This is a genomic window from Gabonibacter chumensis (assembly GCF_024741215.1).
Lineage (GTDB): Bacteria > Bacteroidota > Bacteroidia > Bacteroidales > Marinifilaceae > Gabonibacter > Gabonibacter massiliensis.
In genome coordinates this window covers 1011933-1034674 of the sequence record NZ_JANSKB010000001.1, presented here as the reverse complement: position 1 = coordinate 1034674, position 22742 = coordinate 1011933, and the positions used below count along the sequence as shown (strand labels likewise).

General features: G+C 42.4%; 22 protein-coding genes. 18 read left to right on the top strand and 4 right to left on the bottom strand.

The genetic code is table 11. The features are described from left to right. Positions 1 to 259 precede the first annotated feature (259 nt). Entirely contained in the window at positions 260 to 1450 is a 1191-nt protein-coding gene (gene kbl / locus NVS78_RS04445) for a glycine C-acetyltransferase (protein ID WP_041502673.1), read from the top strand. A 79-nt stretch (positions 1451 to 1529) separates the two neighbouring features. Here kbl and NVS78_RS04440 read toward each other — a convergent pair whose 3' ends face one another. Together NVS78_RS04440 and NVS78_RS04435 are read right to left on the bottom strand one after the other, a co-directional pair. Then, positions 1530 to 1976: a hypothetical protein gene (locus NVS78_RS04440; RefSeq protein ID WP_286358093.1), complete on the bottom strand. Its 447-nt coding sequence runs from the start codon at positions 1974 to 1976 to the stop codon at positions 1530 to 1532. A 47-nt stretch (positions 1977 to 2023) separates the two neighbouring features. Further along, complete coding sequence (locus NVS78_RS04435) at positions 2024 to 2695, bottom strand: HhH-GPD family protein (protein ID WP_286358092.1); 672 nt, start codon at positions 2693 to 2695, stop codon at positions 2024 to 2026. Between the two features lie 641 nt (positions 2696 to 3336). Here NVS78_RS04435 and NVS78_RS04430 point away from each other — a divergent pair. The 17 genes from NVS78_RS04430 (at position 3337) to NVS78_RS04350 (ending at position 20970) form a co-directional block, all read left to right on the top strand. Continuing rightward, positions 3337 to 3852 carry a hypothetical protein gene (locus NVS78_RS04430; RefSeq protein ID WP_286358091.1) on the top strand — a complete coding sequence of 172 codons (516 nt, stop codon included), beginning with the start codon at positions 3337 to 3339 and terminating at the stop codon, positions 3850 to 3852. Between the two features lie 389 nt (positions 3853 to 4241). Beyond that, positions 4242 to 4955: a CPBP family intramembrane glutamic endopeptidase gene (locus NVS78_RS04425; RefSeq protein WP_286358090.1), complete on the top strand. Its 714-nt coding sequence runs from the start codon at positions 4242 to 4244 to the stop codon at positions 4953 to 4955. Positions 4956 to 5523: 568 nt separating this feature from the next. Beyond that, entirely contained in the window at positions 5524 to 6180 is a 657-nt protein-coding gene (locus tag NVS78_RS04420; protein WP_041502715.1) for a CoA transferase subunit A, read from the top strand. Between the two features lie 36 nt (positions 6181 to 6216). Next, positions 6217 to 6606, top strand: coding sequence for a 3-aminobutyryl-CoA ammonia lyase (kal, locus tag NVS78_RS04415; protein ID WP_041502667.1), 390 nt, complete (start codon positions 6217 to 6219; stop codon positions 6604 to 6606). 4 nt (positions 6607 to 6610) lie between these two features. Next, positions 6611 to 7438 carry a 3-keto-5-aminohexanoate cleavage enzyme gene (kce, locus tag NVS78_RS04410; RefSeq protein ID WP_041502666.1) on the top strand — a complete coding sequence of 276 codons (828 nt, stop codon included), beginning with the start codon at positions 6611 to 6613 and terminating at the stop codon, positions 7436 to 7438. A gap of 7 nt (positions 7439 to 7445) precedes the next feature. After that, positions 7446 to 8489, top strand: a complete 1044-nt coding sequence (gene kdd, locus NVS78_RS04405; RefSeq protein WP_041502665.1) for an L-erythro-3,5-diaminohexanoate dehydrogenase — start codon at positions 7446 to 7448, stop codon at positions 8487 to 8489. 76 nt (positions 8490 to 8565) lie between these two features. Next, positions 8566 to 9603, top strand: a complete 1038-nt coding sequence (kdd, locus tag NVS78_RS04400; protein WP_041502664.1) for an L-erythro-3,5-diaminohexanoate dehydrogenase — start codon at positions 8566 to 8568, stop codon at positions 9601 to 9603. A gap of 63 nt (positions 9604 to 9666) precedes the next feature. Continuing rightward, positions 9667 to 10908 carry a lysine 2,3-aminomutase gene (gene kamA / locus NVS78_RS04395; protein WP_059026544.1) on the top strand — a complete coding sequence of 414 codons (1242 nt, stop codon included), beginning with the start codon at positions 9667 to 9669 and terminating at the stop codon, positions 10906 to 10908. A gap of 17 nt (positions 10909 to 10925) precedes the next feature. Further along, positions 10926 to 11981: a lysine 5,6-aminomutase reactivase subunit KamB gene (gene kamB / locus NVS78_RS04390; protein ID WP_286358089.1), complete on the top strand. Its 1056-nt coding sequence runs from the start codon at positions 10926 to 10928 to the stop codon at positions 11979 to 11981. Positions 11982 to 11988: 7 nt separating this feature from the next. After that, positions 11989 to 13389, top strand: coding sequence for a lysine 5,6-aminomutase reactivase ATPase KamC (kamC, locus tag NVS78_RS04385; protein WP_286358088.1), 1401 nt, complete (start codon positions 11989 to 11991; stop codon positions 13387 to 13389). 135 nt (positions 13390 to 13524) lie between these two features. Beyond that, positions 13525 to 15081 carry a lysine 5,6-aminomutase subunit alpha gene (gene kamD, locus NVS78_RS04380; RefSeq protein ID WP_059026545.1) on the top strand — a complete coding sequence of 519 codons (1557 nt, stop codon included), beginning with the start codon at positions 13525 to 13527 and terminating at the stop codon, positions 15079 to 15081. 120 nt (positions 15082 to 15201) lie between these two features. Then, the gene (kamE, locus tag NVS78_RS04375) at positions 15202 to 15990 is read left to right on the top strand and encodes a lysine 5,6-aminomutase subunit beta (RefSeq protein ID WP_041502661.1); all 789 of its coding nucleotides are present in this window, start codon (positions 15202 to 15204) and stop codon (positions 15988 to 15990) included. Positions 15991 to 16083: 93 nt separating this feature from the next. Next, positions 16084 to 16743: a 3-oxoacid CoA-transferase subunit B gene (locus NVS78_RS04370; protein ID WP_041502660.1), complete on the top strand. Its 660-nt coding sequence runs from the start codon at positions 16084 to 16086 to the stop codon at positions 16741 to 16743. Further along, the gene (locus tag NVS78_RS04365; RefSeq protein WP_286358087.1) at positions 16744 to 17946 is read left to right on the top strand and encodes an acetyl-CoA C-acetyltransferase; all 1203 of its coding nucleotides are present in this window, start codon (positions 16744 to 16746) and stop codon (positions 17944 to 17946) included. A 47-nt stretch (positions 17947 to 17993) separates the two neighbouring features. Beyond that, a complete protein-coding gene (locus NVS78_RS04360; RefSeq protein ID WP_041502658.1) occupies positions 17994 to 19133 on the top strand; it encodes an acyl-CoA dehydrogenase in 1140 nt (379 codons plus the stop codon). Positions 19134 to 19144: 11 nt separating this feature from the next. Beyond that, positions 19145 to 19927 carry an electron transfer flavoprotein subunit beta/FixA family protein gene (locus tag NVS78_RS04355; protein WP_041502657.1) on the top strand — a complete coding sequence of 261 codons (783 nt, stop codon included), beginning with the start codon at positions 19145 to 19147 and terminating at the stop codon, positions 19925 to 19927. A gap of 44 nt (positions 19928 to 19971) precedes the next feature. After that, the gene (locus NVS78_RS04350) at positions 19972 to 20970 is read left to right on the top strand and encodes an electron transfer flavoprotein subunit alpha/FixB family protein (protein ID WP_286358086.1); all 999 of its coding nucleotides are present in this window, start codon (positions 19972 to 19974) and stop codon (positions 20968 to 20970) included. A 38-nt stretch (positions 20971 to 21008) separates the two neighbouring features. Here the strand turns inward: NVS78_RS04350 and NVS78_RS04345 are convergent, their stop codons facing one another. Beyond that, the gene (locus tag NVS78_RS04345; protein WP_286358085.1) at positions 21009 to 21854 is read right to left on the bottom strand and encodes a 3-hydroxybutyryl-CoA dehydrogenase; all 846 of its coding nucleotides are present in this window, start codon (positions 21852 to 21854) and stop codon (positions 21009 to 21011) included. Positions 21855 to 21885: 31 nt separating this feature from the next. Continuing rightward, on the bottom strand, positions 21886 to 22665 hold the full coding sequence (locus NVS78_RS04340; RefSeq protein ID WP_286358084.1) for a short-chain-enoyl-CoA hydratase: 780 nt from the start codon (positions 22663 to 22665) through the stop codon (positions 21886 to 21888). Positions 22666 to 22742: the final 77 nt, after the last annotated feature.

The following is a 22742-nucleotide window of genomic DNA, read 5'->3' as shown; positions in this document are numbered from 1 at the left end:
TTATCCTTATAAACACTCATCTTTTCCCGTATCAAAGATAAAAATTTATGTCGTTTCGTCTTTTAGTTCTTTTTAAAGAAATAATTCAAAACATGACACTTCTCATGTGAAAGATAATCACTCGTTTATAGCAAGCACACGGTAAAAAACATCTAAGTCCCAGGATTGAAATAAAACACGATTATTTATTTTTAAGTAGATAATAATCAAAAATTAATTACTTTTGGGGTCATTAAAACAAACAAAAAAATTTAGCTATATGTACGGAAAATTTCAAGACTTTTTAAAGACTGAAATCCAGTCCATAAAAGATGCCGGTTTATACAAAAGCGAAAGAATTATCGTTACACCGCAAGGTGCAGAAATCAAACTTGCCACAGGTGAGACAGTATTAAATTTTTGCGCAAACAACTATTTGGGGCTCTCGTCTCATCCTGCCGTAATCGAAGGAGCGAAAAAGGCTTTAGACAGTCACGGATACGGAATGTCGTCTGTTCGTTTTATCTGTGGGACTCAAGATATTCACAAGGAACTGGAAGCCAAAATCTCCAAATTCTTCGGAACCGAAGACACTATTCTTTACGCGGCTTGTTTCGACGCTAACGGCGGTGTATTCGAGCCTTTATTCGGACAAGAGGATGCCATTATCTCCGACGAGTTGAACCATGCCTCTATTATTGATGGTGTTCGCCTGTGTAAAGCCGTCCGCTACAGATATAAACACGCCAACATGGCTGATCTGGAAGAACAATTGAAGATCTCGCAAGCACAACGCTACCGCATCATCGTTACCGACGGGGTATTCTCCATGGATGGAGACATCGCTAAAATGAACGAAATCTGCGATTTAGCCGAAAAATATAACGCTTTGGTTATGGTTGACGACAGCCACGCGGCCGGATTTATCGGCAAAACGGGCCGTGGCTCTGCCGAGCACCATCATTGCATGGATCGGGTAGATATTTTCACCGGAACCCTCGGTAAAGCCTTAGGTGGTGCCATGGGAGGATATACCACCGGTAAAAAAGAGATTATCGACATGTTGCGTCAACGTTCCAGACCTTATCTATTCTCCAACTCTTTATCTCCGGCAATCTGCGGTGCCTCTATCGCCGTATTCGATATGCTGAGCAAGAGTACCGAGTTAAGAGACAAAGTGATGGATAACGCGAATTATTTCCGGGCCAAATTAACGGAAGCCGGATTCGACCTGAAACCGTCGGAATCCGCTATTTGTGCGTTGATGCTTTACGATGCCGTTCTTTCTCAGGAATTCGCTGCAGAACTACAGAAAGAAAACATCTACGTTACCGGTTTCTATTATCCGGTCGTTCCGAAAGGACAAGCCCGTATCCGTATCCAACTGTCCGCCGCTCATACGCGCGAACAATTGGATCGTGCTTTGGCCGCCTTTATCAAAATCGGTAAAAAACTAAACGTGATTAAATAAGACGTTGACTATAAAGAAAAATCTCTCTTATCTAAACAGGCAAGAGAGATTTTTTTATAAAAACAGGCACGTTAACCAATCAAGTAAGTTCCATCCTTTGTTTATCATTTAGTATTGCAGCCCCTATTGATTCCAGTTTAATCATTGCAAGAGAAGTCCTTTCCGGTATGACTTTTAAAAATATAATTTTCTGAACAAGTTTTGGTACATTTGTTTCATCATTAAGATTTACAAAAGCGAAACCCTCATAAGTTTGCCCATGTTCCTCAAAGTAAACATAGCCAATCACAAGACAAGGCACAAAATCAACAGGGAAACGTGCGCGAGCAACACCATTTTCATCCGTCATCATTAACGCGGGGGCCCCTATAATAGAGCCATCTGGTTTTTGTGTTACAACTGTTACAATTACATTTTTGCATTTTCCCCCCCAGGTAACTGGAAATATTATGCAATCTCCAATTGCATCCCATTTCAAATCCGAAAGAGGATAATTACAAATTGACGGACAATTGGGTTCCATCATCCCATTTATCGGTCTTAAACCATTCGCCGGAAATTCATGTACTCGATTTATTTTTTATCAACACTTCCCGTTTTCTGCTGATAAAACGTACAGTACTTATTTAAAACACACTCTTCACAAAGGGGATTCTTTTTCCTACAAACCACCGAGGCATAATCGAGTATAGCCCAATTCAGCTCTTTGCAACGTCGGACCTCTATAATATCATTGGCAAGATCCTGAACCTCTTTGTCAAAACGCACATCGATAAACTCTCCCGGTTTAAAATAACGCTTCAACAAACGGGACATATTCACATCCAACAAGGGTTTTCTATTCGACAAAACAAATAACTCGTAAGCATTAGTCACATATAACCCGATAAAACCGGAATCGGCCAACTGGTTGGAATCTTCCGGCAACTTCCCTTGTTTTTGCTTGAGATCCTGTCCCAACTTATACAACCGCTTTGCCCGGTGATGATACAACCCCAAAGGGCGCATGATCTCCTCCAATTCTTCCAGAGTCGCATCCGACAAAGCTTCCCAATCCGGATATTTTGAAAAGAAGGTATTGAAATAATCAGCAACGGTCTCGGCCTTCGTTCGTTGCAGCAATATCTCGGAGAGTATCTGCTGGTATTTCGTCGCACCCGGCTCCCGCCAGGGAAACGAACGCCTGTTACGGTCAAACCACTCCAGCAGCCTTCGCTGCAAATATTGCACCATTACTTCTCTCATCCTTCATTTATGTCGTTAAACCGCTTTCAAGAAAAACATAAGGCAAAACTAACAAAAATTCGTTTTGATATACACGAATCCACCGAAGGAGTTAATCAATTGCATATTTGACTTTTCCAATCTACATATAATTTGTAATTGCGAATGACATTACTCCAATTTTCAATAGTAATCATGGACAGTATCTACAATTACAGATAAACAATGCATTCAAAATTGCAATTACAGATAATGGGTGTAAAAAATAAAAAAAATACAATTTAAACTATTATAAATCAAACCGATTATTCAATAAATATTAAAATATACATCGTTTATATTTCAAAATAGATATAAATAATTATATTTATGCACTATATTACAATGACGTGAATTTTAACACACAAAAAAAATTACTATATTAACAAATTAAATTATCATCAAAACACTCAAACAAATCATATTATTGACATAAATTGGATAACATTCAACCATGAGACAAAGAAGAAAAGCAATATGATATATACGGGAGCATTTAGGGTAAAAGATAATCAATAATAGATGATTACAGAAATCTCAGTGATTAAAGCCCATTACCAATATGGAGAAGCTGATTCATTTTACAAATACTATAATTATTAACTAATAAAAAATAATTAAACATGAGAAATAAAGTGACTTGTCTGGCTATCATTATATGCAGCCTATTGGGAGTAAGATGTACTAAAGATCAAAAAATGGATGAACTATATCCAGATTATATTGAAATTAATTTTAAAAGTTCAAATTACAAAGCTAATTTACAGCTATTTATTGAAGCCAACAAACGTTTTGAGAAATACGTTTATAAAGACGAAAATAATGTGTACAAAACCTCAATCAATAAAGGTGCTGATATAAGTATCAGCGAAGACCTATTCAACGTTCTTACAGAATCTTTAAAATATAAAGAACAGATGGATGCGTTTATAAATAAAAAAATAAATATTAGAATAGATAATACTAAAGATAAATTACCTATAGCAAAATCTTATCCTGGTTGCGATTATGAAACATGGGCAGCTGGACAATTAAGTTATCTATGGGATAAAATAATCGGTACATGGCAAGAAATTAACGAAGGCATGATCAACTTTTTTTTGTATAACAGTTGGCATAACTGTGGCATCAATGTTTGATTTCTTTTGTTTGCCCTTTTTGGGGTCGGGTTTTATAATATCTCCAAACATACCGTATAATGGGCGCATATTTCATGCCGGAGATTCTTTTGGAACAAGTTTACCCAATGGGCTATATCCCTGTAACTCTCCCTCTATGGGCGCCCATCAATATGTTGCTATAAGAAATGGTGTAGCTCGCGTGAGAAATTGCGAACGAGGACAATTTAGCTGGTACAGGCGTGATCATAGTTTATCCCGTTATTACCAAACTATAGATAAAGATTTACTTTAAGTAAATAAAATAATAATCACTCCACCACTTTCAAACAAAACCAAAAAAGAAGTAATGCTTCACTTTTTTAAGGCTAAAATTCAGAACCTATTTCTAACGAACAATCAGTTAAAACATGAAAACCATCACTGACATTATTCAATTTCTAAAAAAACCCGATTTTGAACCTATTCAGGATAAATCCCGGAATAAAATAAAGCTATTCTTCGTTATATTTTTATGGCTATCACTGACCGTGTACGTGGTGAATTTGCTGACAGCAATAGCAGAATCCCTTATCTATAGTCATCCCATAATACCCAACACGGCTCTCTATCAGATTTATCCGGATAACGGACTATACCTATTCCAAATGGTCCTATTGGGTCCTATCATAGAAGAATTTAGTTGCCGCTATGCGCTCGGTCGATTCAGTGTCACTAAAATTAAAATCTCGTTAAGCCTGATCATATCCTTTTATATCTCGTACTTTTTATACACGTACAAATTGAAAGAACTTTGTGATTCAAATTATATCTGGCATATTCTTTCTCTATACGGTAGTCTTCTTTCAATTGCAACCATTCTTTTCTTTACCATAAGCCTATTAAACAAGCAACTCGCCTTATTCGAAAGCAAATGGGATAAGTATTATACCGTCATTTTTTATTTATCGGCAATTCTTTTTGCTATTTACCATTTCAATATGCCAACCCGGTTTTTGTTTGCCTTTTTTGCCGTAGCTTTACTATTCGGATATACAAGAACCCGCCTGGGATTCGGTTATGCCATCGCTCTACACATGTTATGGAACTCTTTAACGGCGATTGGTTTTTGGGCATACAATTGATTAAACTGTATTCATTGTAAATTGTAGATTGACGATTGTAGATTAAGAGATTCAGTGATATGATGATTCAGTGATTGGAGGATTAAGATTTACGATTTAAAGACAACAAGAGCAGAACCCCAATTATAAATCATACATCAAAAATTAATTTCAGACTTTTATAGACCATGATTGATTCCACAATTAAGGAATTAATTTCAGACTTTACGGACATTATAGACCTGACGACTTTACAGTCCCCGTATACATTTCGGAATATTGTTAAATCTTCGGAATGGATATTTTCAAGTTATTCACTATCAATTTCCTTTACTTGGGGTATTTCTCTGGATTTTTGAAACAAAATCCGAAAAAATACTTGATTTTACCCTCAAAAAACATACCTTTATAGCTGTCAAAAATGTGGGAATAGCGGAAAAATATCTTTAATTAAATATAATCATTCTGTATAATGGGATTCGCAAAAGATTTTGTTGAAAATATTTTATTTATACCTTAGAACGATATAAATTTGACAAATCAATGCGAATGTGTTAAATATTTAACAAAACAATATAAAATGCTTCCTATGGATAAATTCATTTCAATCGAAGAAGCCGTATCTAAAGTAAAAGACGGTATGACCATCATGGTAGGTGGTTTTTTGGCCAACGGAACCCCCAACAAAATTGTTGATGCATTGGCAAAATCAGGAGTTAAAAATTTGACGTTGATTTGCAACGACACGGCATACCCGGATAGAGGAGTAGGTCAGTTAATTGCCAATAAACAAGTAAGTAAACTGTATGTTTCTCACATCGGGACGAACCCGTGTACCAGTGAACAAATGAATAGCGGAGAGTTGAAGATAGAGTTCTGTCCCCAGGGAAGTCTCGCCGAGAGAGTGCGTGCCGGAGGCAACGGTTTAGGAGGTATTTTAACCCAGACAGGTTTGGGTACGATCGTAGCAGAGGGAAAAGAGATCATTCGGGTAGACGGGAAAGAGTATCTGTTGGAAAAACCTTTACGCGCTGACGTGGCTTTGATCGGTGCAAGTTTAGGAGATAAATCCGGAAACCTTGTTTACAGAGGCACTTCACAAAACTTCAATCCGTTAATGGCTGCTGCTGCCGATTTGGTAATCGCCGAAGTTGCGGAGTTAGTTGAGGTAGGTGCAATTGCGGCAGAAAACGTAAAGACCCCTGCTATTATGGTAGATTTTATAATAAAACAAGACAAAGCGTAAACGCTTTTACTCTAACAAATAATAAACAAAGAAGTTATGGAAAAGACAATGATACGTTTAAGAATGAGTGCAAAAGACGCTCATTACGGTGGAAATTTAGTGGATGGAGCTCATATGGTACACTTGTTCGGCGATGTGGCCACGGAATTGTTAATCATGCACGACGGAGACGAAGGGTTGTTCGTGGCTTACGACAACGTGGAGTTCTTAGCGCCCGTTTATGCCGGAGATTATATCGAAGCTACCGGAGAGATCGTGAAAGTAGGAAACTCTTCCCGAAAAATGGTTTTCGAGGCTAAGAAAGTAGTTGCTGCCAGACCTGATATCTCTGCTTCGGCAGCGGATGTTTTGGCTGAACCGATCGTAGTTTGTCGCGCAAGCGGAACCTGCGTGGTAAAAAAAGAAGATCAACGCAAAAATCAATAATCTCATGGAAAAATTAATTATCACTGCAGCCATTTGCGGGGCAGAAGTAACCAAAGAACAAAATCCCGCCGTCCCTTATACAGTAGAAGAAATAGTTAGAGAAGCCAAATCTGCTGTAGACGCGGGTGCGGCCATTGTTCACCTTCACGTTCGCGAAGATGACGGTACTCCTACCCAGAGCAAGGCACGTTTCAAAGAGTGCATTGATGCCATTTACAAGGTATGCCCCGACGTCATTATCATTCCCTCCACGGGAGGAGCCGTAGGTATGACCGCGGAAGAACGTCTTCAACCGACGGAACTATTCCCCGAAATGGCGACACTCGATTGCGGTACTTGCAACTTCGGGGACGACGTGTTTGAAAACACCATGCCCATGATGAGAGATTTTGGCAAAAGGATGTTAGAGAACAACATCAAACCGGAATACGAGTGTTTCGAAATGGGACACTTGGACACCGTATTAAACATGGCTAAAAAAGGCCAGGTTCCCGGCGCTCCCATGCAATTCAACTTCGTCCTCGGCGTTCCCGGATGTACCCCTGCCACGGTACAGAATCTCTGCTGGCTCGTAAACGCCATTCCCGCGGGTTCAACCTGGACGGCAACCGGAATCGGTCGTCACGCGTTTGCTCTGGCAGCTCCCGCGATTGTCATGGGCGGTAACGTGAGAGTCGGTTTTGAAGACAATCTTTATTTAGAAAGAGGCGTGCTCGCCAAATCCAATGGCGAATTAGTAGCTAAAGTCGTTCGTTTGGCAAAAGAATTAGGCCGAGAGATTGCGACTTCGGAAGAAGCAAGAAGAATTTTAAATTTAAAACCATTAAAATAAAAGTTTTATGCAGAAAAAAGGAAATAAATACGGTACACACCGCGTGATCGAACCGAAAGGGGTTTTACCGCAACCGGCCAACAAAATTGACAACAACATGGATGAAATCTACGACAACGAGATTTTAATCGATGTTCAAACCTTAAATATCGACTCTGCCAGCTTCACGCAGATCGAAGAACAAGCCGGCGGTGACAAAAAGAAAATTGCCGAAATCATGATGGGCATTGTTGAAAAACAAGGAAAACACCGGAATCCGGTAACCGGTTCAGGCGGTATGTTACTGGGCACCGTGGAAAAGATCGGTGATGCTTTGAAAGGTAAAATTGATTTGAAAGAGGGAGATAAAATAGCAACCTTGGTTTCTCTTTCCCTAACCCCGCTTCGCATTGACAAAATCAAAGATATCCGTCCGGATATTGACCAAGTAGACATCGACGGTAAAGCCATTTTATTCGAGAGCGGTATTTATGCTAAAATTCCTTCAGACCTTCCTGAGAACTTGGCACTTTCTGCCCTGGATGTAGCAGGAGCCCCCGCTCAGACCGCCAAATTAGTAAAACCGGGAGATACCGTATTAATCATCGGAGCCGGTGGTAAATCAGGTATGTTATGCTGCTACGAGGCTAAAAAACGTGCCGGAGTAACCGGTAAGGTAATCGGTCTTTGCCACAGTCAAAAAAGTACGGAGCGTTTACAAAAACTCGGATTCTGTGACTACGTGTTCTCTGCCGACGCCACCCAGCCTGTTCCGGTAATGGAAAAAATCAGCGAGTTGACCAACGGAGAGATGTGTGATATCACCATCAACAACGTAAACATTACCGACACCGAAATGACCAGTATTCTTTGCACGAAAAATACCGGTATCGTATACTTCTTCTCTATGGCTACCAGCTTCACGAAAGCAGCTTTGGGTGCAGAAGGAGTAGGTAGCGATGTAACCATGATCGTCGGAAACGGATATACCAAAGGACATGCAGAGATCACTCTTCAAGAGTTAAGAGAGTGTGAAGCTCTAAGAAAAATCTTTACCGAACTTTACGCTTAAAAAATAATGTTACTGTGATCTGCAACGAAGATTCCTTGCAGGTCACAGTATCTTTTCAATAAAACTATATTATTCGATGAAAAAAGGATGCAGATACGGAACGCATAGAGTGATCTCTCCAGAAGGGACTCTCCCTCAACCGGCCATAAAGTTAGACAACACGATGGAGATATACGACAATGAAGTACTCATTGACGTTCAAACCTTAAACATCGACTCTGCCAGTTACACGCAGATCAAACAAGCCTGCAACGGAGATGCCTCCCGTATGGAAGAGATGATCTTAGCGATCGTAAAGGAGAGGGGAAAAATGCAGAACCCGGTGACGGGTTCCGGAGGGATGCTTATCGGTACCGTGAAAGAGATAGGATCGAACTTCCCGGACAAGAGCCTGAAGGTCGGCGATAAAATAGCCACTCTTGTTTCCTTATCTTTGACACCTTTAAAAATTCACCGGATAAAAAAATTAGATCCGGCCTCCGATCAAGTAGACGTTGACGCGGAAGCCATTCTATTTGAAAGCGGGTTGTATGCCATACTTCCCCATGATATTCCGGAAAAACTGGCATTGGCTCTTCTGGATGTTGCCGGAGCTCCGGCACAAGTAGCCCGTCTTGTAAAAGAAGGAGATACGGTCTGCATTATCGGAGGCGGCGGGAAATCAGGTATCCTATGCTGCTACCAGGCCATGAAAAACGTGGGACCTTACGGAAAGGTCATTGTTGTAGAATTTTCCGAAGAAAATGCACAACGGATAAAAGAGATGAATTTAGCCACTCACGTGATTGTCGCAGACGCAACTAAAGTGATGGACGTATATAAAAAGGTGACAGAGATCGCCGGCGAGAGAGGATGCGAAGTAACCATCAATAACGTCAACGTTCCCTCGACCGAAATGACTTCAATTTTAATCACCAAAGGACAAGGATGTGTTTACTTCTTCTCTATGGCAACGAGCTTCACGAAAGCAGCTTTGGGTGCCGAGGGCGTAGGCAAAGATATAAGTTTAATCGTGGGAAACGGTTACGCGAAAGGACACGCGGAATTAACCCTGAATATCGTCCGGGAATCAGCGTGCATCCGGGAATTATTTGAAAAATTGTACGTGAAATAATCATAGGAGTGAATTTTTTCAATCCACTATATAGATTCAAACTAAAATTAAAATAAAAAAGTAATGTCAGAAAGCAGACGAAAAGAATTTTTTCCGGAAGTTACCGATGAGCAATGGAATGACTGGAAATGGCAAGTAAAAAACAGAATCGAGACTGTTGATCAATTAAAGAAATATCTCGAATTAACCCCGGAGGAGGAAGAGGGTATTCGCGAGTCACTAAAGACGTTAAGAATGGCAATCACTCCTTATTATTTGAGTCTAATCGATAAAAACGATCCTTACTGTCCGATCCGCAAACAATCCGTACCTTCTGTTTTGGAACTGCATAAAGCCGCTGCCGACCTGGAAGATCCTTTACACGAAGATAGCGATTCTCCTGTTCCCGGACTGACCCATCGTTATCCGGACCGGGTGTTATTCCTGATCACCGACCAATGTTCCATGTATTGCCGTCATTGTACCCGCAGGCGTTTTGCCGGTCAACACGACTGTGCTTCCCCGACAGAAAGAATAGACAAGTGTATCGACTATATCGCTAAAACACCGCAGGTAAGAGATGTTTTATTATCAGGAGGAGATGCGCTTTTGGTAAGCGACGATCGTTTGGAGTACATTATTAGTAAATTAAGAGCTATTCCGCACGTGGAAATTATTCGTATCGGTAGCCGGACCCCGGTTGTTTGCCCTCAGCGTATTACTCCGGAATTGGTCAATATGCTGAAAAAATACCACCCGGTCTGGTTGAATACCCATTTCAACCACCCGAATGAAATCACGGCTGAATCTGCAGCAGCATGCGCCCGTTTAGCTGATGCCGGAATCCCATTAGGAAACCAAACCGTATTATTAAGAGGTATCAACGACTGTACCTACGTGATGAAAAAATTAATGCACGGACTGGTGAAAATGCGTGTTCGTCCCTATTACATTTATCAATGTGACCTCTCCATGGGTATCGAACATTTCCGGACCCCGGTATCCAAAGGTATCGAAATCATAGAAAATCTACGCGGCCATACCTCCGGATATGCCGTTCCAACCTTTGTCGTGGACGCTCCCGGAGGTGGCGGAAAAACTCCGGTCATGCCTAATTATGTTCTTTCCCAATCTCCGAAACGGGTAGTATTAAGAAATTACGAAGGCGTTATCACGACCTATACGGAACCGACGGATTACCAAGAAGAGTGTCATTGCCCCGAATGTGAAAAGGCTCGCAGAGAAGGTATCGCGGCTCTTTTACACGGAGATCAGCTTTCTATCGAACCGAAAGTTTTAGCTCGTCACGAAAGAAATAAACATTAATACGATTTCAATCGACGATGGTGAAGAGAATCCTTTACCATCGTCGACTAAAAACAACGATCGCTTTGCCTTTTATTGAAGAGATATTAAAATACAACAGTATTTCTATCGTCGGATTGGCAAAAAATGCCGGGAAGACAGAATGCTTAAACTATATTCTTAATCGAGTTAAGAATACGGGAAAGCAATTTGCCCTAACTTCCATTGGCATTGACGGTGAAGACCGGGATCAGGTTTGCCAAACTCCCAAACCGGAAATCGAAGTATACGAAGGCATGATCTTTATCACGTCCGAAAAACATTACCGGGAAAAAAGATTGGTTTCCGAAATCATGGATGTCAGCAATCGTCAAACCTCTTTAGGCCGACTGATCACAGCCAAAGCCGTTTCGCGAGGAAAAGTGCTGTTATCCGGTCCTCCGGATACCGCTTCCTTACGATACCTCATCGAAGGGATGAAACGTTTTAACGTAGATACGACGATCGTAGACGGAGCCTTATCGCGTCTCAGTCTCAGTTCTCCGGCTGTAACGGAAGCTATGATACTGGCAACGGGAGCTGCTCTCTCTTGTAATATCCCTCAATTGGTCAGAAAAACAAAATACATATACGACCTGATCAGTCTTGATACCGCAGATGCAATGACGGCACACCAATTAGCCGGTATCGAAAACGGAGTTTGGTCTATAGATGAAACGGGTGTCGTTCATGATTTGAATATACCCTCTGTTTTTATGCTGGAACAGCATAAAGAAGATATTTTCCGTCATGGGAACACCCTTTTCGTTGCCGGGGCAATCAGTGACAAGTTATTGCAATTCTTAAGGACACAAAAGCAAATAAAGGAAATAACGTTACTAATCAAGGACTTCACCCGGGTATTTGCCTCTATGGAGTCCTATTACGCTTTCGTGAAAAAAGGGGGACAGTTGAAAGTCCTGCAAAAAAGCAAGTTGCTTGCCGTATGTATCAACCCTTTATCTCCCGAAGGCTATTGTTTGGATCCGGATGAATTAAGGTCTGCCATGCAGGAAAGCCTACAAATACCGGTATATAATGTAAAAAGAATTTGAAACAAATATGTTTTTAGTAAGGAATGCCATAGAAGAAGTGAACGGATTCAGGTTTATGATCGATCAACTGGAAATACAATCCGGTTTGGCGAAACGGGTTCTCTATGCAACTCCCTACCAGCAAATCCCGGATGAAATTATCAACGAATTGAATCGAGTGGAACAAATGTGTCTTTACCTTCGAGATACTCAATACGCCGATATTCTTTCGAGGATCAGCATAAAACTGACACAAATAAAAGACATTCGAGGTACGATTTCCCGGATAGAAGAAAATCATAACTTAGATGACATCGAACTATTCGAATTAAAGAACTTCTCCTTGTTGGCCATGGATATACGTCTTTTGTTAGAGACGGGAAAGATTGATATCATCCGTATTCCCGATCTCGAACCGGTCATCGATATCCTCGATCCGGACAAGATGCGTATTCCTTATTTTTACATATACGATGCATACTCTTCCGAGCTGGCCGATTTACGAAATGAAATAAAGAAACTGAAACAATCCGGAAAAGCGGATGAAAAACAAGTGGAGAAACTATATTTCCGTAGCATTCTACTGGAAGACGAGATCCGGGAGAAACTTTCCGGACAGTTGCGTGGATTGGCTCTTTCCGTTTCAGAAGCTTTAACCGGAATCGCGACAATAGATATCCTTATCGCTAAAGCCAAGCAGGCTATCGAGATGCATCTTTGCAAACCGGGAATCGCGGTACATACTACCTCTTATCAGGGTATCTTCAATCCGCAGATAAAGAAGATCCTGGAAAGCGAACGGAAAACCTATCAACCGATTGATATCGAAATAGGCAAAGGAGCCTGTCTGATTACCGGAGCCAATATGGCCGGAAAAAGCGTTATCCTCAAAACCGTCGCTTTAGCTCAAACTCTTTTCCAATTCGGATTTTTCGTACCGGCGATTCAGGCCGAGATCGCTTTAGTAGATGAGGTTTTACTCTGTATCGGAGATGAGCAATGCGAGCTCAACGGATTATCCTCCTTTGCATCAGAAATGCTCCGGATCAACCGGATCGTCCAAGACATCAAAGCAGGCAAAAATGCCCTCATCCTTATCGATGAATTAGCACGGACGACCAATCCGGCAGAAGGAAAAGCTATCGTGAATGCGGTACTCGATTTTCTCACGGAAAACGAGGTCCGATCCCTGATCACCTCCCATTATAGCGGGATTCAGGCTTCTTGCCGAAAACTAAGGGTAAAAGGATTTATGAAAGAAAAAGTAAAAGGCACGTTAACCATACATAATATAAACGAATACATCGACTATTCCCTGATCGAGGATAACGATACCTCCGTACCGCAGGAGGCGATGCGTATTGCTCGTATATTGGGAGTAGACGAGAATTTGTTGGACCGGGCAGAAATCTATCTGCACCAAGAATAAAAGAGAGAAAGAATAATATTAAATTGAAAATAAAGTTCGAATGCAGGGAAATAAAGAGAAGAAACGAGGATCAAGGCAAGAGAGTCCTCTTTTCCCCTCTTCCCCAAACGAATGTAAAATCGTAACAAAAAAACTATGCAGAACAGTAAATTAGGGCTGGATTTTGACAAAGTGGCACACGCGAAAAAAGTGTCCAAGAAAATAGCCGATGATGTACAAAAATTCGTGGAACATTACACCACTGTTGCCGTAGAGCGGACTCTTTGCCGTCTCTTAGGCATCGACGGCGTGGACGCAAACACCGTTCCACTCCCCAATGTTTTGGTAGACGAAATCAAAGAACAAGGGGTATTGAATCAAGGTATTCTTTTCTTTCTCGGTAATACGATCGCCGAAACAAGAATGACTCCCCAGGAAATTGCAGAGAAGGTAGCCGACGGCCAATTGGATATGACGAAACTACCCGTCCACTCCAATGAAGAGATCCGCTCGGCCTTGAAACCTTACGTAGAAGCCAGCATCAAACGAATCAGTGATCGTCGAGCAAAGAAAGAACACTATTTAAAAACGATCGGCGAAGGTCCTAAACCCTACCTTTATGTCATCGTCGCTACCGGAAACATTTATGAAGACGTGGTACAAGCTCAAGCAGCAGCCCGTCAGGGAGCAGATATTATCGCCGTAATCCGTACCACAGGACAGAGTCTTTTAGACTACGTGCCTTACGGAGCTACAACGGAAGGTTTCGGGGGAACCTTTGCAACCCAGGAGAATTTCCGAATCATGCGAAAAGCCCTGGATGAAGTAGGCGAAGAAGTAGGCCGATACATTCGGTTATGTAACTACTGCTCGGGGCTATGTATGCCTGAGATCGCCGCCATGGGAGCTTTAGAGGGGTTGGACGTTATGCTGAACGATGCTCTTTACGGTATTCTTTTCCGCGACATCAACATGCAACGGACCTTGGTCGATCAATTCATGTCCCGTGTCATCAACGGATTCGCCGGTGTCATTATCAACACGGGAGAAGACAACTATTTAACGACGGCCGACGCAATCGAACAAGCTCATACGGTATTAGCCTCCGATTTAATCAACGAACAATTAGCTCTCATTGCCGGACTTCCGGAAGAACAAATGGGATTAGGACATGCATTCGAAATGGACCCCATGCAAGAAAACGGTTTCTTATTCGAATTGGCACAAGCTCAAATGACCCGCGAAATTTTCCCGAAAGCCCCGTTAAAATACATGCCCCCGACCAAATTTATGACGGGAAATATTTTCCGCGGTCATATTCAAGATGCTCTTTTCAACATGATCGGTATTTGGACTTCACAAGGTATTCAATTATTGGGAATGCCGACAGAGGCTATCCACACGCCTTTCATGTCAGACCGCTATCTCTCCATCGAGAATGCAAAATATATTTTCGGTAATATGAGAAACATCGGGGACGAAGTAGAGTTTAAAACGGACGGAATCATTCAACGCCGGGCCAAAGAGGTCTTAGACAAAGCCATTGCTCTTTTGGAGAACATCGAACACGAAGGGCTGTTTACCGCACTGGAAAAGGGGATTTTTGCAGATATCAAACGTCCGAAAAACGGAGGCAAAGGTCTGGACGGAGTAGCGGAAAAAGGTGCGAACTATTACAATCCGTTCATTGAGCTTATGCTCAAAAAGAATTGAAAATTGAAATTTGAGGACTAAATTTTAATCCCAAAGTTTCAATGAACGCGTAATTTAAAATAATAACAACAAATGATCTATTGAACCATTTCAATTTTTCATTTTCAATTTTCAATTAGTATGAGTGGTGGATTATATTCAACGGAAAAAAATGATTTTGATCAGACCTTAGATCTGAAAAAGATAAAACCATATGGCGATACCATGAACGACGGTAAAACTCAATTAAGTTTTACCCTGCCCGTTCCCGCCGGAGAAGAGGCCATCGAGGCTGCAAAACAACTGCTGAAGAAAATGGGTTTCGAAAATCCTCAAATCGTATTCAGTAAAGAATTGACCGAAGGTTATACCTTTTTTAACTGTTACGGGAGCTGTACACCCACGGTTGATTTTACCGCAATCCATGTTCCCAAAGTCGAATCGACCAAATGGGAGATGCACGAGACAGACGAATTCATCCGTGAACATATCGGACGTCCCATTGTCGTTGTCGGAGCCAGTACCGGCACCGATGCCCACACGGTAGGTATTGACGCCATCATGAACATGAAAGGGTTCGCCGGACACTATGGACTGGAACGTTATGACATGATCGAGGCCCATAATTTAGGAAGTCAGGTTCCCAATGAAGAGTTTATCGCCAAGGCTATCGAGCTGCATGCTGATGCCTTGTTAGTATCACAAACAGTAACACAGAAAGACATTCATATCAAAAACCTGACGGAATTGGTAGAGATGTTGGAAGCCGAAGGTCTCCGGGATAAGGTTATTTTAGCTTGCGGAGGTCCTCGCATATCTCATGAGTTAGCGAAAGAATTGGGATACGATGCCGGTTTCGGCATGAACACCTATGCCGATGATGTGGCTTCATTTGTTGCACAAGAACTTGTTAGAAGAAAAACGAAATAGCATTTAGAATTTTAGATTTTAAATCCTAAATTACACGCCAAAGGTAATCGTCAATTTACAATCTAAAATTTATAATTTAAAATTAAAACGGTTATGGATAAAGATCAAGTAAGAGAAGTTATTGCCAAGCGGGTTGCCCTCGAATTAAAAGACGGCGACGTAGTTAACTTGGGCATCGGGTTGCCGACAATGGTCCCCAACTACCTGAAGAGTGACGTACACGTGATCCTACAATCCGAAAACGGATTATTAGGCATGGGCCCGAAACCGGAAGAAGGTAAAGAAAATCCGGAATTGACGGATGCCGGCGGTGGATACATCACGGCTATCGACGGAGCATGTAGCTTTGATAGTGCCACTTCTTTCGGAATCATCCGAGGCGGACATGTGGACGTAACTATTCTTGGTGCTTTACAGGTAGACGAGAAAGGGAATTTGGCCAACTGGATCATCCCCGGCAAGAAAGCCCCGGGAATGGGAGGAGCCATGGATCTTTTAGTGGGTGCTAAAAAAGTAATCCTTGCCATGGAACATACCGCAAAAGGGAACCACAAGATATTGAAAGAATGTACACTACCGTTAACAGCTGCGGGTGAAGTCGACATGATCATCACCGAGATGGGTGTTATGAACATCACTCCTGCCGGAATCGAATTGGTAGAATTAAACAGTGAATTTACTTTGGATGACATCAAAGCAGCAACGGGCTGTGAATTACTCGTTTCTAAAAATTTAAAACCAATGGCTCAATAAATGAAGGCATATATCGTAGCAGCAAAAAGAACAGCGATTGGCAAATTTTTAGGAAGTACTCTTTCATTGTCAGCAGCGGACCTCGGTGCCGCAGTAATTAAAAACATCATTGCAGAAACCGGTGTTAATCCTGCCCATATTGATGAAGTAATCGTAGGTAACGTACTATCTGCCGGACAAGGGCAGGGAGTGGCCCGTCAGGCGTCCATAAAAGGGGGAATTCCCCAGGAAGTACCGGCTTATGGCATCAACATGATATGCGGTAGCGGAATGAAAGCCGTGCTCAACGGTGTAAGCGCTATCAAAGCGGGACTTGCTAACCTTATTATCGCGGGAGGTACCGAATCCATGTCAAAAGCCGGTTATATTCTTCCCGGTCATGTCCGCGACGGACACCGCATGGGAGACGTAACGGTCATCGACCACATGGTATTCGATGGTCTTACTGATGCATTTGAAGGGTATCACATGGGCATTACGGCTGAAAATATAGCAGAAAAATATTCCATCAGCCGGGAAGAACAGGACGAATTTGCTTTAGAATCGCAAAAGCGTGCAATAGCTGCTATCGATAACGGTAAATTTAAAGCTGAAATTGTGCCTATCGAGTATAAAGTAAAAAAAGAAACTTTACAATTCGATACGGACGAATTCCCCAATAGAAAAACGTCGCTGGAAAAACTATCGACCTTACGTCCCGCTTTCAAAAAAGAGGGCTCTGTAACTGCCGGTAATGCTTCCGGAATCAACGACGGAGCGTCATTCGTGATGATCGCATCGGAAGAGGCCGTTAAACAATACAACCTAACCCCTCTATGCGAGATTATCGGTGTCGGACAAGGTGGTGTGGACCCCGCCATTATGGGTATGGGCCCCGTACCAGCCATTACCAATGCTTTGAAAAATGCCAATATAAAACTATCTGATATTGACGTGATAGAACTCAACGAGGCATTTGCGGCACAATCACTGGGAGTAATTCATGAACTAATGGCACAACACGGCGTAACGAGAGAGTGGATAAACGAACGTACCAACGTCAACGGAGGTGCCATTGCATTAGGCCACCCCATAGGGGCGTCAGGCAATCGCATCATCGTATCACTTGTATATGAAATGCTAAACAGTGAAGCTGAAGTAGGTCTTGCTTCTCTTTGTATAGGGGGAGGTATGGGAACGGCATTAATTCTAAAAAAATGCTGATTTAAGATTACAGTTAGCTTCAATCAATTAAAAAAACATTAATAATAATGGATTTCAGTCTATCAAAAAAAGAGCAACTCTTCTTGCAAATGATAAGAGAGTTTGCAGAAAAAGAAGTAAAACCATTAGCGGCAGAAGTAGACGAATCGGAAAGATTCCCGATGGAAACCGTAGAAAAAATGGCAAAGTTAGGTATTATGGGTATTCCCTTCCCCGTTGAGTATGGCGGGGCTGGTGGAAATAATGTTCTTTACACGATGGCCGTAGAAGAACTATCCCGTGTATGTGCCACAACAGGAGTCATTGTATCGGCTCACACCTCTCTATGCGGCGCTCCTATTATGGAGTTCGGGACACCCGAACAAAAGGCCAAATACCTTCCCAAATTAGCCTCCGGCGAATGGATCGGCGCTTTCGGGTTAACCGAACCCAACGCGGGTACGGACGCCTCCGCACAACAAACCACGGCTGTGAAAGAGGGAGATCATTACGTATTGAACGGATCTAAGATATTCATCACGAATGCCGGATATGCTCATGTATATATTGTCATGGCAATGACCGATAAGTCTAAAGGCACGAGAGGAATCTCCGCCTTTATCGTGGAAAAAGATTTTCCCGGTTTTTCCATCGGCAAAAAAGAGAAAAAGATGGGTATCCGCGGATCGGCTACCTGCGAATTGATTTTTGAAAACTGCATTGTTCCGGCTGAAAACTTATTGGGACAAGAAGGCAAGGGATTCGGAATCGCCATGAAAACATTGGACGGAGGACGTATCGGAATCGCATCGCAAGCCCTCGGTATTGCCCAAGGAGCTATGGACGAAACGGTGAAATACGTGAAAGAGCGTAAACAATTCGGTAAAGCGCTCGGTCAATTCCAGAACACCCAATTCCAATTGGCCGACTTAGAAGCTAAAATCAATGCCTCCCGTTTGTTAGTCAGAAAAGCCGCCTTCAAAAAAGATCAAAAAGAGAATTACTCCGCCGATGCGGCCATGGCTAAACTGTTCGCGGCAGAAACAGCAATGGAAGTAACGACCAAAGCGGTACAATTCCACGGAGGATACGGTTATACCCGGGAATATCCGGTTGAGAGAATGATGAGAGATGCCAAAATCACTGAAATTTACGAGGGAACTTCAGAAGTTCAGAGAATGGTCATCGCAGCCAATTTATTAAAGTAAAAAAAGTCGACATGAAGATAGTTGTTTGTATTAAACAAGTTCCGGATACCACGGAAATTAAACTTGACCCGGTTACCGGAACCTTAATCAGAGACGGGGTTCCCAGTATCATGAACCCCGATGACAAAGGAGGTCTTGAATTTGCTCTTCAATTAAAAGATCAATACGGTGCTCACGTAACCGTTATTACGATGGGTCCGCCACAAGCCGAAGCCATCTTGCGAGAAGCTTTCGCCATGGGAGTCGATCGCGCTATTTTATTAAGCGACCGCAAATTCGCGGGAGCGGATACCTTAGCTACCTCTAACACGATAGCCGGAGCATTGAGAGCTTTGGATTACGATCTGGTAATTACCGGACGTCAAGCTATTGACGGAGATACGGCACAAGTAGGCCCTCAAATTGCAGAACACTTGGACTTACCGCAAGTAACCTATGTAGAGGATCTGAAGTTCGACGGCAATAAAACCTTTACCATAAAAAAATCCACCGAGGAAGGCCACCAAATCGTAGAAGTAGATGCCCCTTGTGTATTAACGGCATTGGCATCGGGAGTAAAACCCCGTTATATGTCCGTAAGAGGTATTGTTGAAGCCTACGACCGTGAAATTGAATTATGGAATTACACGAATATCACCGTGGATGAAAACAAGATCGGTCTAAACGGTTCTCCTACCCGGGTATACAAATCCTTCACGAAGGGAGTGAAAGCTGCCGGACAAATCTACGAGGTAGAACCGACGGAAGCCGCCGATATCATTATCAATAAACTAAAAGAGAAATTTATTATCTAATAAGAATTTAGAGCTTTTCTCCAAATTCAAAATTAAATAGTCAGATGGATAAATCACAATATAAAAACGTTTATGTCTTTATCGAACAAAGAGAAGGCGTAATCCAAAATGTGGCTCTGGAGTTATTAGGTAAAGCCAGAGAATTGGCAGATGCTTTAAATGAAAAAGTATACGCCATACTATTAGGCCACAACTTATCGACTCAAGCCCAGGAGTGCATTGCTTACGGAGCCGACACGGTTTTACGTGTAGATGCTCCCGAGTTGGAAACCTACGTAACGGAACCTTACGCTCAGGCTATCTACCAGATCGTGAAGGAAAATAAACCCAGCATCGTTTTAATCGGTGCCACGACAATCGGACGGGACCTGGGACCACGTCTGTCTGCCCGTATAGAAACCGGTTTGACGGCAGACTGTACCGGATTAGAAATTTCAGAGGAGAGAGACCTGCTAATGACGCGTCCGGCATTCGGGGGAAACCTGATGGCTACAATCATCTGCAAAGACCATCGTCCTCAAATGTCAACCGTTCGTCCGGGTGTAATGCGCATCGGACAGCGAGACACGAATCGTCAAGGTTCGATCGAAGATGTTACGATCCGCTTTGACAAATCCAAGTTCCGTGTACGCGTGTTAGAAACCGTAAAAGAACAAAAGAATCTGATCGACATCACCGAAGCTCATATTCTGGTATCCGGGGGACGCGGAGTTGGAAACACGGAGGGTTTTGATCTGTTACGGGCCATGGCCAACACCATCGGAGCCGAGGTATCGGCTTCCCGCGCAATGGTGGACGCGGGAGTTCTCGGTCACGAACGTCAGGTAGGACAAACCGGTAAAACAGTTCGTCCGGATGTCTATTTCGCCATGGGTATTTCCGGGGCTATCCAGCATCTGGCCGGAATGGAAGAAGCAGAATACATCATCGCTATCAACAAAGACAAGTATGCTCCTATTTTCAATGTAGCAGACTTGGGTATCGTGGGAGATATACGGAAAATCGTTCCTTTGCTTACCGAGAAATTGAAAAAATCAGAATAAAAAAAACCGGGAGGAATCTCCCGGTTTTTTTATTTTTATTATTTACGGTAATCATAAAAACCGATTCCGGTCTTCCTACCCAGCAGGTTCGCCCGAACCATCTTACGTAATAAAGGATGCGGACGGTATTTGGAATCTCCGAATTCATGGTATAAAACTTCCATAATAGCCAGACAAACATCCAAACCGATCAAATCCCCCAATGCCAAAGGTCCCATAGGATGATTTGCCCCTAATTTCATAGCCTCATCGATCTCCTCTTTGGAAGCCACTCCATCGGCATAAATACCGATCCCCTCGTTAATCATCGGTATTAAAATACGGTTCACCACAAACCCGGGAGCTTCATTTACACTCACGGGAGTCTTACCGATTTCTGCGGCAAGGGCCATGATTTTATCATGTACTTCTTGAGAAGTTAATTGTCCTTTTATCACTTCCACTAATTTCATCATGGGGACAGGATTGAAAAAATGCATTCCTATAACCTTTTCCGGACGATTAGTCGTAGCAGCAATCTCGGTTATAGAAAGAGAAGAAGTGTTGGTAGCCAATACTGCCTCAGGTTTGCAAACAGCATCCAACGTTTTAAATATCTCACTCTTGGTGTTCATATCTTCGGCCACCACCTCTATGACCAAATCAGCATCTTTACAATCTTCATAAGCCATGGTATCCTTAATCTTCGCGATAATCGCCTCTTTTTGAACGGCTTCCATTTTGCCTTTCTCTACCATTTTAGAAAGACTCTTATCTATGGCTTTATGTGCTTTTGCCAAAGAAGCTTCTGATCTCCCTTTCAACAACACATCGTGACCAGCCTGGGCAAACGTCTGGGCAATACCGTTACCCATCGTCCCTGTACCTACGACACAAATTTTCATATTAAACCCTCAATTACTTTGTTAATATATATTATTTTTTTTGAAAAGTCACCCCTTGCTTTGCCAGGAAAGCCTTCATCCCCTCTTTTTGATCTTCCGTGGAAAAACAAAGTCCAAACAAATAGTTTTCCATAGCAATACCCGTCTCTATATCCGTCTCCATTCCCCGATTGATAGCTTCTTTCGAATATTGCACGGCTAAAGGAGCTTTCGAGGCTATCTTCCTGGCCATATTCAAACACTCTTCCAACAACATTTCGGGTTCAACAACTTTATTCACCAAGCCGATCCGACAAGCTTCTTCGGCATGGATCACATCCGCCGTATAGATCAACTCCTTCGCTTTCCCCATTCCCACGATTCTGGGCAATCGTTGGGTTCCGGAAAATCCGGGGGTAATCCCCAGCCCCACTTCCGGTTGTCCGAATTTAGCCTTCGAAGAAGCAATCCGGATATCGCAAGCCATAGCCAATTCACATCCCCCGCCTAAAGCAAACCCGTTCACGGCAGCGATGACCACCTTGTTCAATAACTCAATTTTTCTAAAAACCTTAGCTCCCAACTCACCGAATGCTTTACCCTCCGCGGCATTCAAATTACTCATCTCCGAAATATCAGCACCAGCGACAAAAGAACGTCCTACCCCGGTCAAAATAACAATATCCGTAGCCTCGTCCTCACCTATTACCGTGAAAACATCGTCTAACTCTCTCAACACAACGGAACTCAAAGCATTTAACGCTTCCGGATTATTGACTTTTACAATACAAATATTTTCCTGTTTCTCAACAATTAACTTCGTATATTCCATAAATATCTTTTCTTTGCCATTCATATTTTTTGAAAAAATCCTATGATTCAGTATCTTTGCCGAGTCTTAGCGTATCT

Bases quoted from the DNA above. Each gene is read 5' to 3' on its own strand.
- kbl (WP_041502673.1), top strand. From the start codon at position 260: ATGTACGGAAAATTTCAAGACTTTTTAAAGACTGAAATCCAGTCCATA.
- NVS78_RS04440 (WP_286358093.1), bottom strand. From the start codon at position 1,976: ATGATGGAACCCAATTGTCCGTCAATTTGTAATTATCCTCTTTCGGAT.
- NVS78_RS04435 (WP_286358092.1), bottom strand. From the start codon at position 2,695: ATGAGAGAAGTAATGGTGCAATATTTGCAGCGAAGGCTGCTGGAGTGG.
- NVS78_RS04430 (WP_286358091.1), top strand. From the start codon at position 3,337: ATGAGAAATAAAGTGACTTGTCTGGCTATCATTATATGCAGCCTATTG.
- NVS78_RS04425 (WP_286358090.1), top strand. From the start codon at position 4,242: ATGAAAACCATCACTGACATTATTCAATTTCTAAAAAAACCCGATTTT.
- NVS78_RS04420 (WP_041502715.1), top strand. From the start codon at position 5,524: ATGGATAAATTCATTTCAATCGAAGAAGCCGTATCTAAAGTAAAAGAC.
- kal (WP_041502667.1), top strand. From the start codon at position 6,217: ATGGAAAAGACAATGATACGTTTAAGAATGAGTGCAAAAGACGCTCAT.
- kce (WP_041502666.1), top strand. From the start codon at position 6,611: ATGGAAAAATTAATTATCACTGCAGCCATTTGCGGGGCAGAAGTAACC.
- kdd (WP_041502665.1), top strand. From the start codon at position 7,446: ATGCAGAAAAAAGGAAATAAATACGGTACACACCGCGTGATCGAACCG.
- kdd (WP_041502664.1), top strand. From the start codon at position 8,566: ATGAAAAAAGGATGCAGATACGGAACGCATAGAGTGATCTCTCCAGAA.
- kamA (WP_059026544.1), top strand. From the start codon at position 9,667: ATGTCAGAAAGCAGACGAAAAGAATTTTTTCCGGAAGTTACCGATGAG.
- kamB (WP_286358089.1), top strand. From the start codon at position 10,926: ATGGTGAAGAGAATCCTTTACCATCGTCGACTAAAAACAACGATCGCT.
- kamC (WP_286358088.1), top strand. From the start codon at position 11,989: ATGTTTTTAGTAAGGAATGCCATAGAAGAAGTGAACGGATTCAGGTTT.
- kamD (WP_059026545.1), top strand. From the start codon at position 13,525: ATGCAGAACAGTAAATTAGGGCTGGATTTTGACAAAGTGGCACACGCG.
- kamE (WP_041502661.1), top strand. From the start codon at position 15,202: ATGAGTGGTGGATTATATTCAACGGAAAAAAATGATTTTGATCAGACC.
- NVS78_RS04370 (WP_041502660.1), top strand. From the start codon at position 16,084: ATGGATAAAGATCAAGTAAGAGAAGTTATTGCCAAGCGGGTTGCCCTC.
- NVS78_RS04365 (WP_286358087.1), top strand. From the start codon at position 16,744: ATGAAGGCATATATCGTAGCAGCAAAAAGAACAGCGATTGGCAAATTT.
- NVS78_RS04360 (WP_041502658.1), top strand. From the start codon at position 17,994: ATGGATTTCAGTCTATCAAAAAAAGAGCAACTCTTCTTGCAAATGATA.
- NVS78_RS04355 (WP_041502657.1), top strand. From the start codon at position 19,145: ATGAAGATAGTTGTTTGTATTAAACAAGTTCCGGATACCACGGAAATT.
- NVS78_RS04350 (WP_286358086.1), top strand. From the start codon at position 19,972: ATGGATAAATCACAATATAAAAACGTTTATGTCTTTATCGAACAAAGA.
- NVS78_RS04345 (WP_286358085.1), bottom strand. From the start codon at position 21,854: ATGAAAATTTGTGTCGTAGGTACAGGGACGATGGGTAACGGTATTGCC.
- NVS78_RS04340 (WP_286358084.1), bottom strand. From the start codon at position 22,665: ATGGAATATACGAAGTTAATTGTTGAGAAACAGGAAAATATTTGTATT.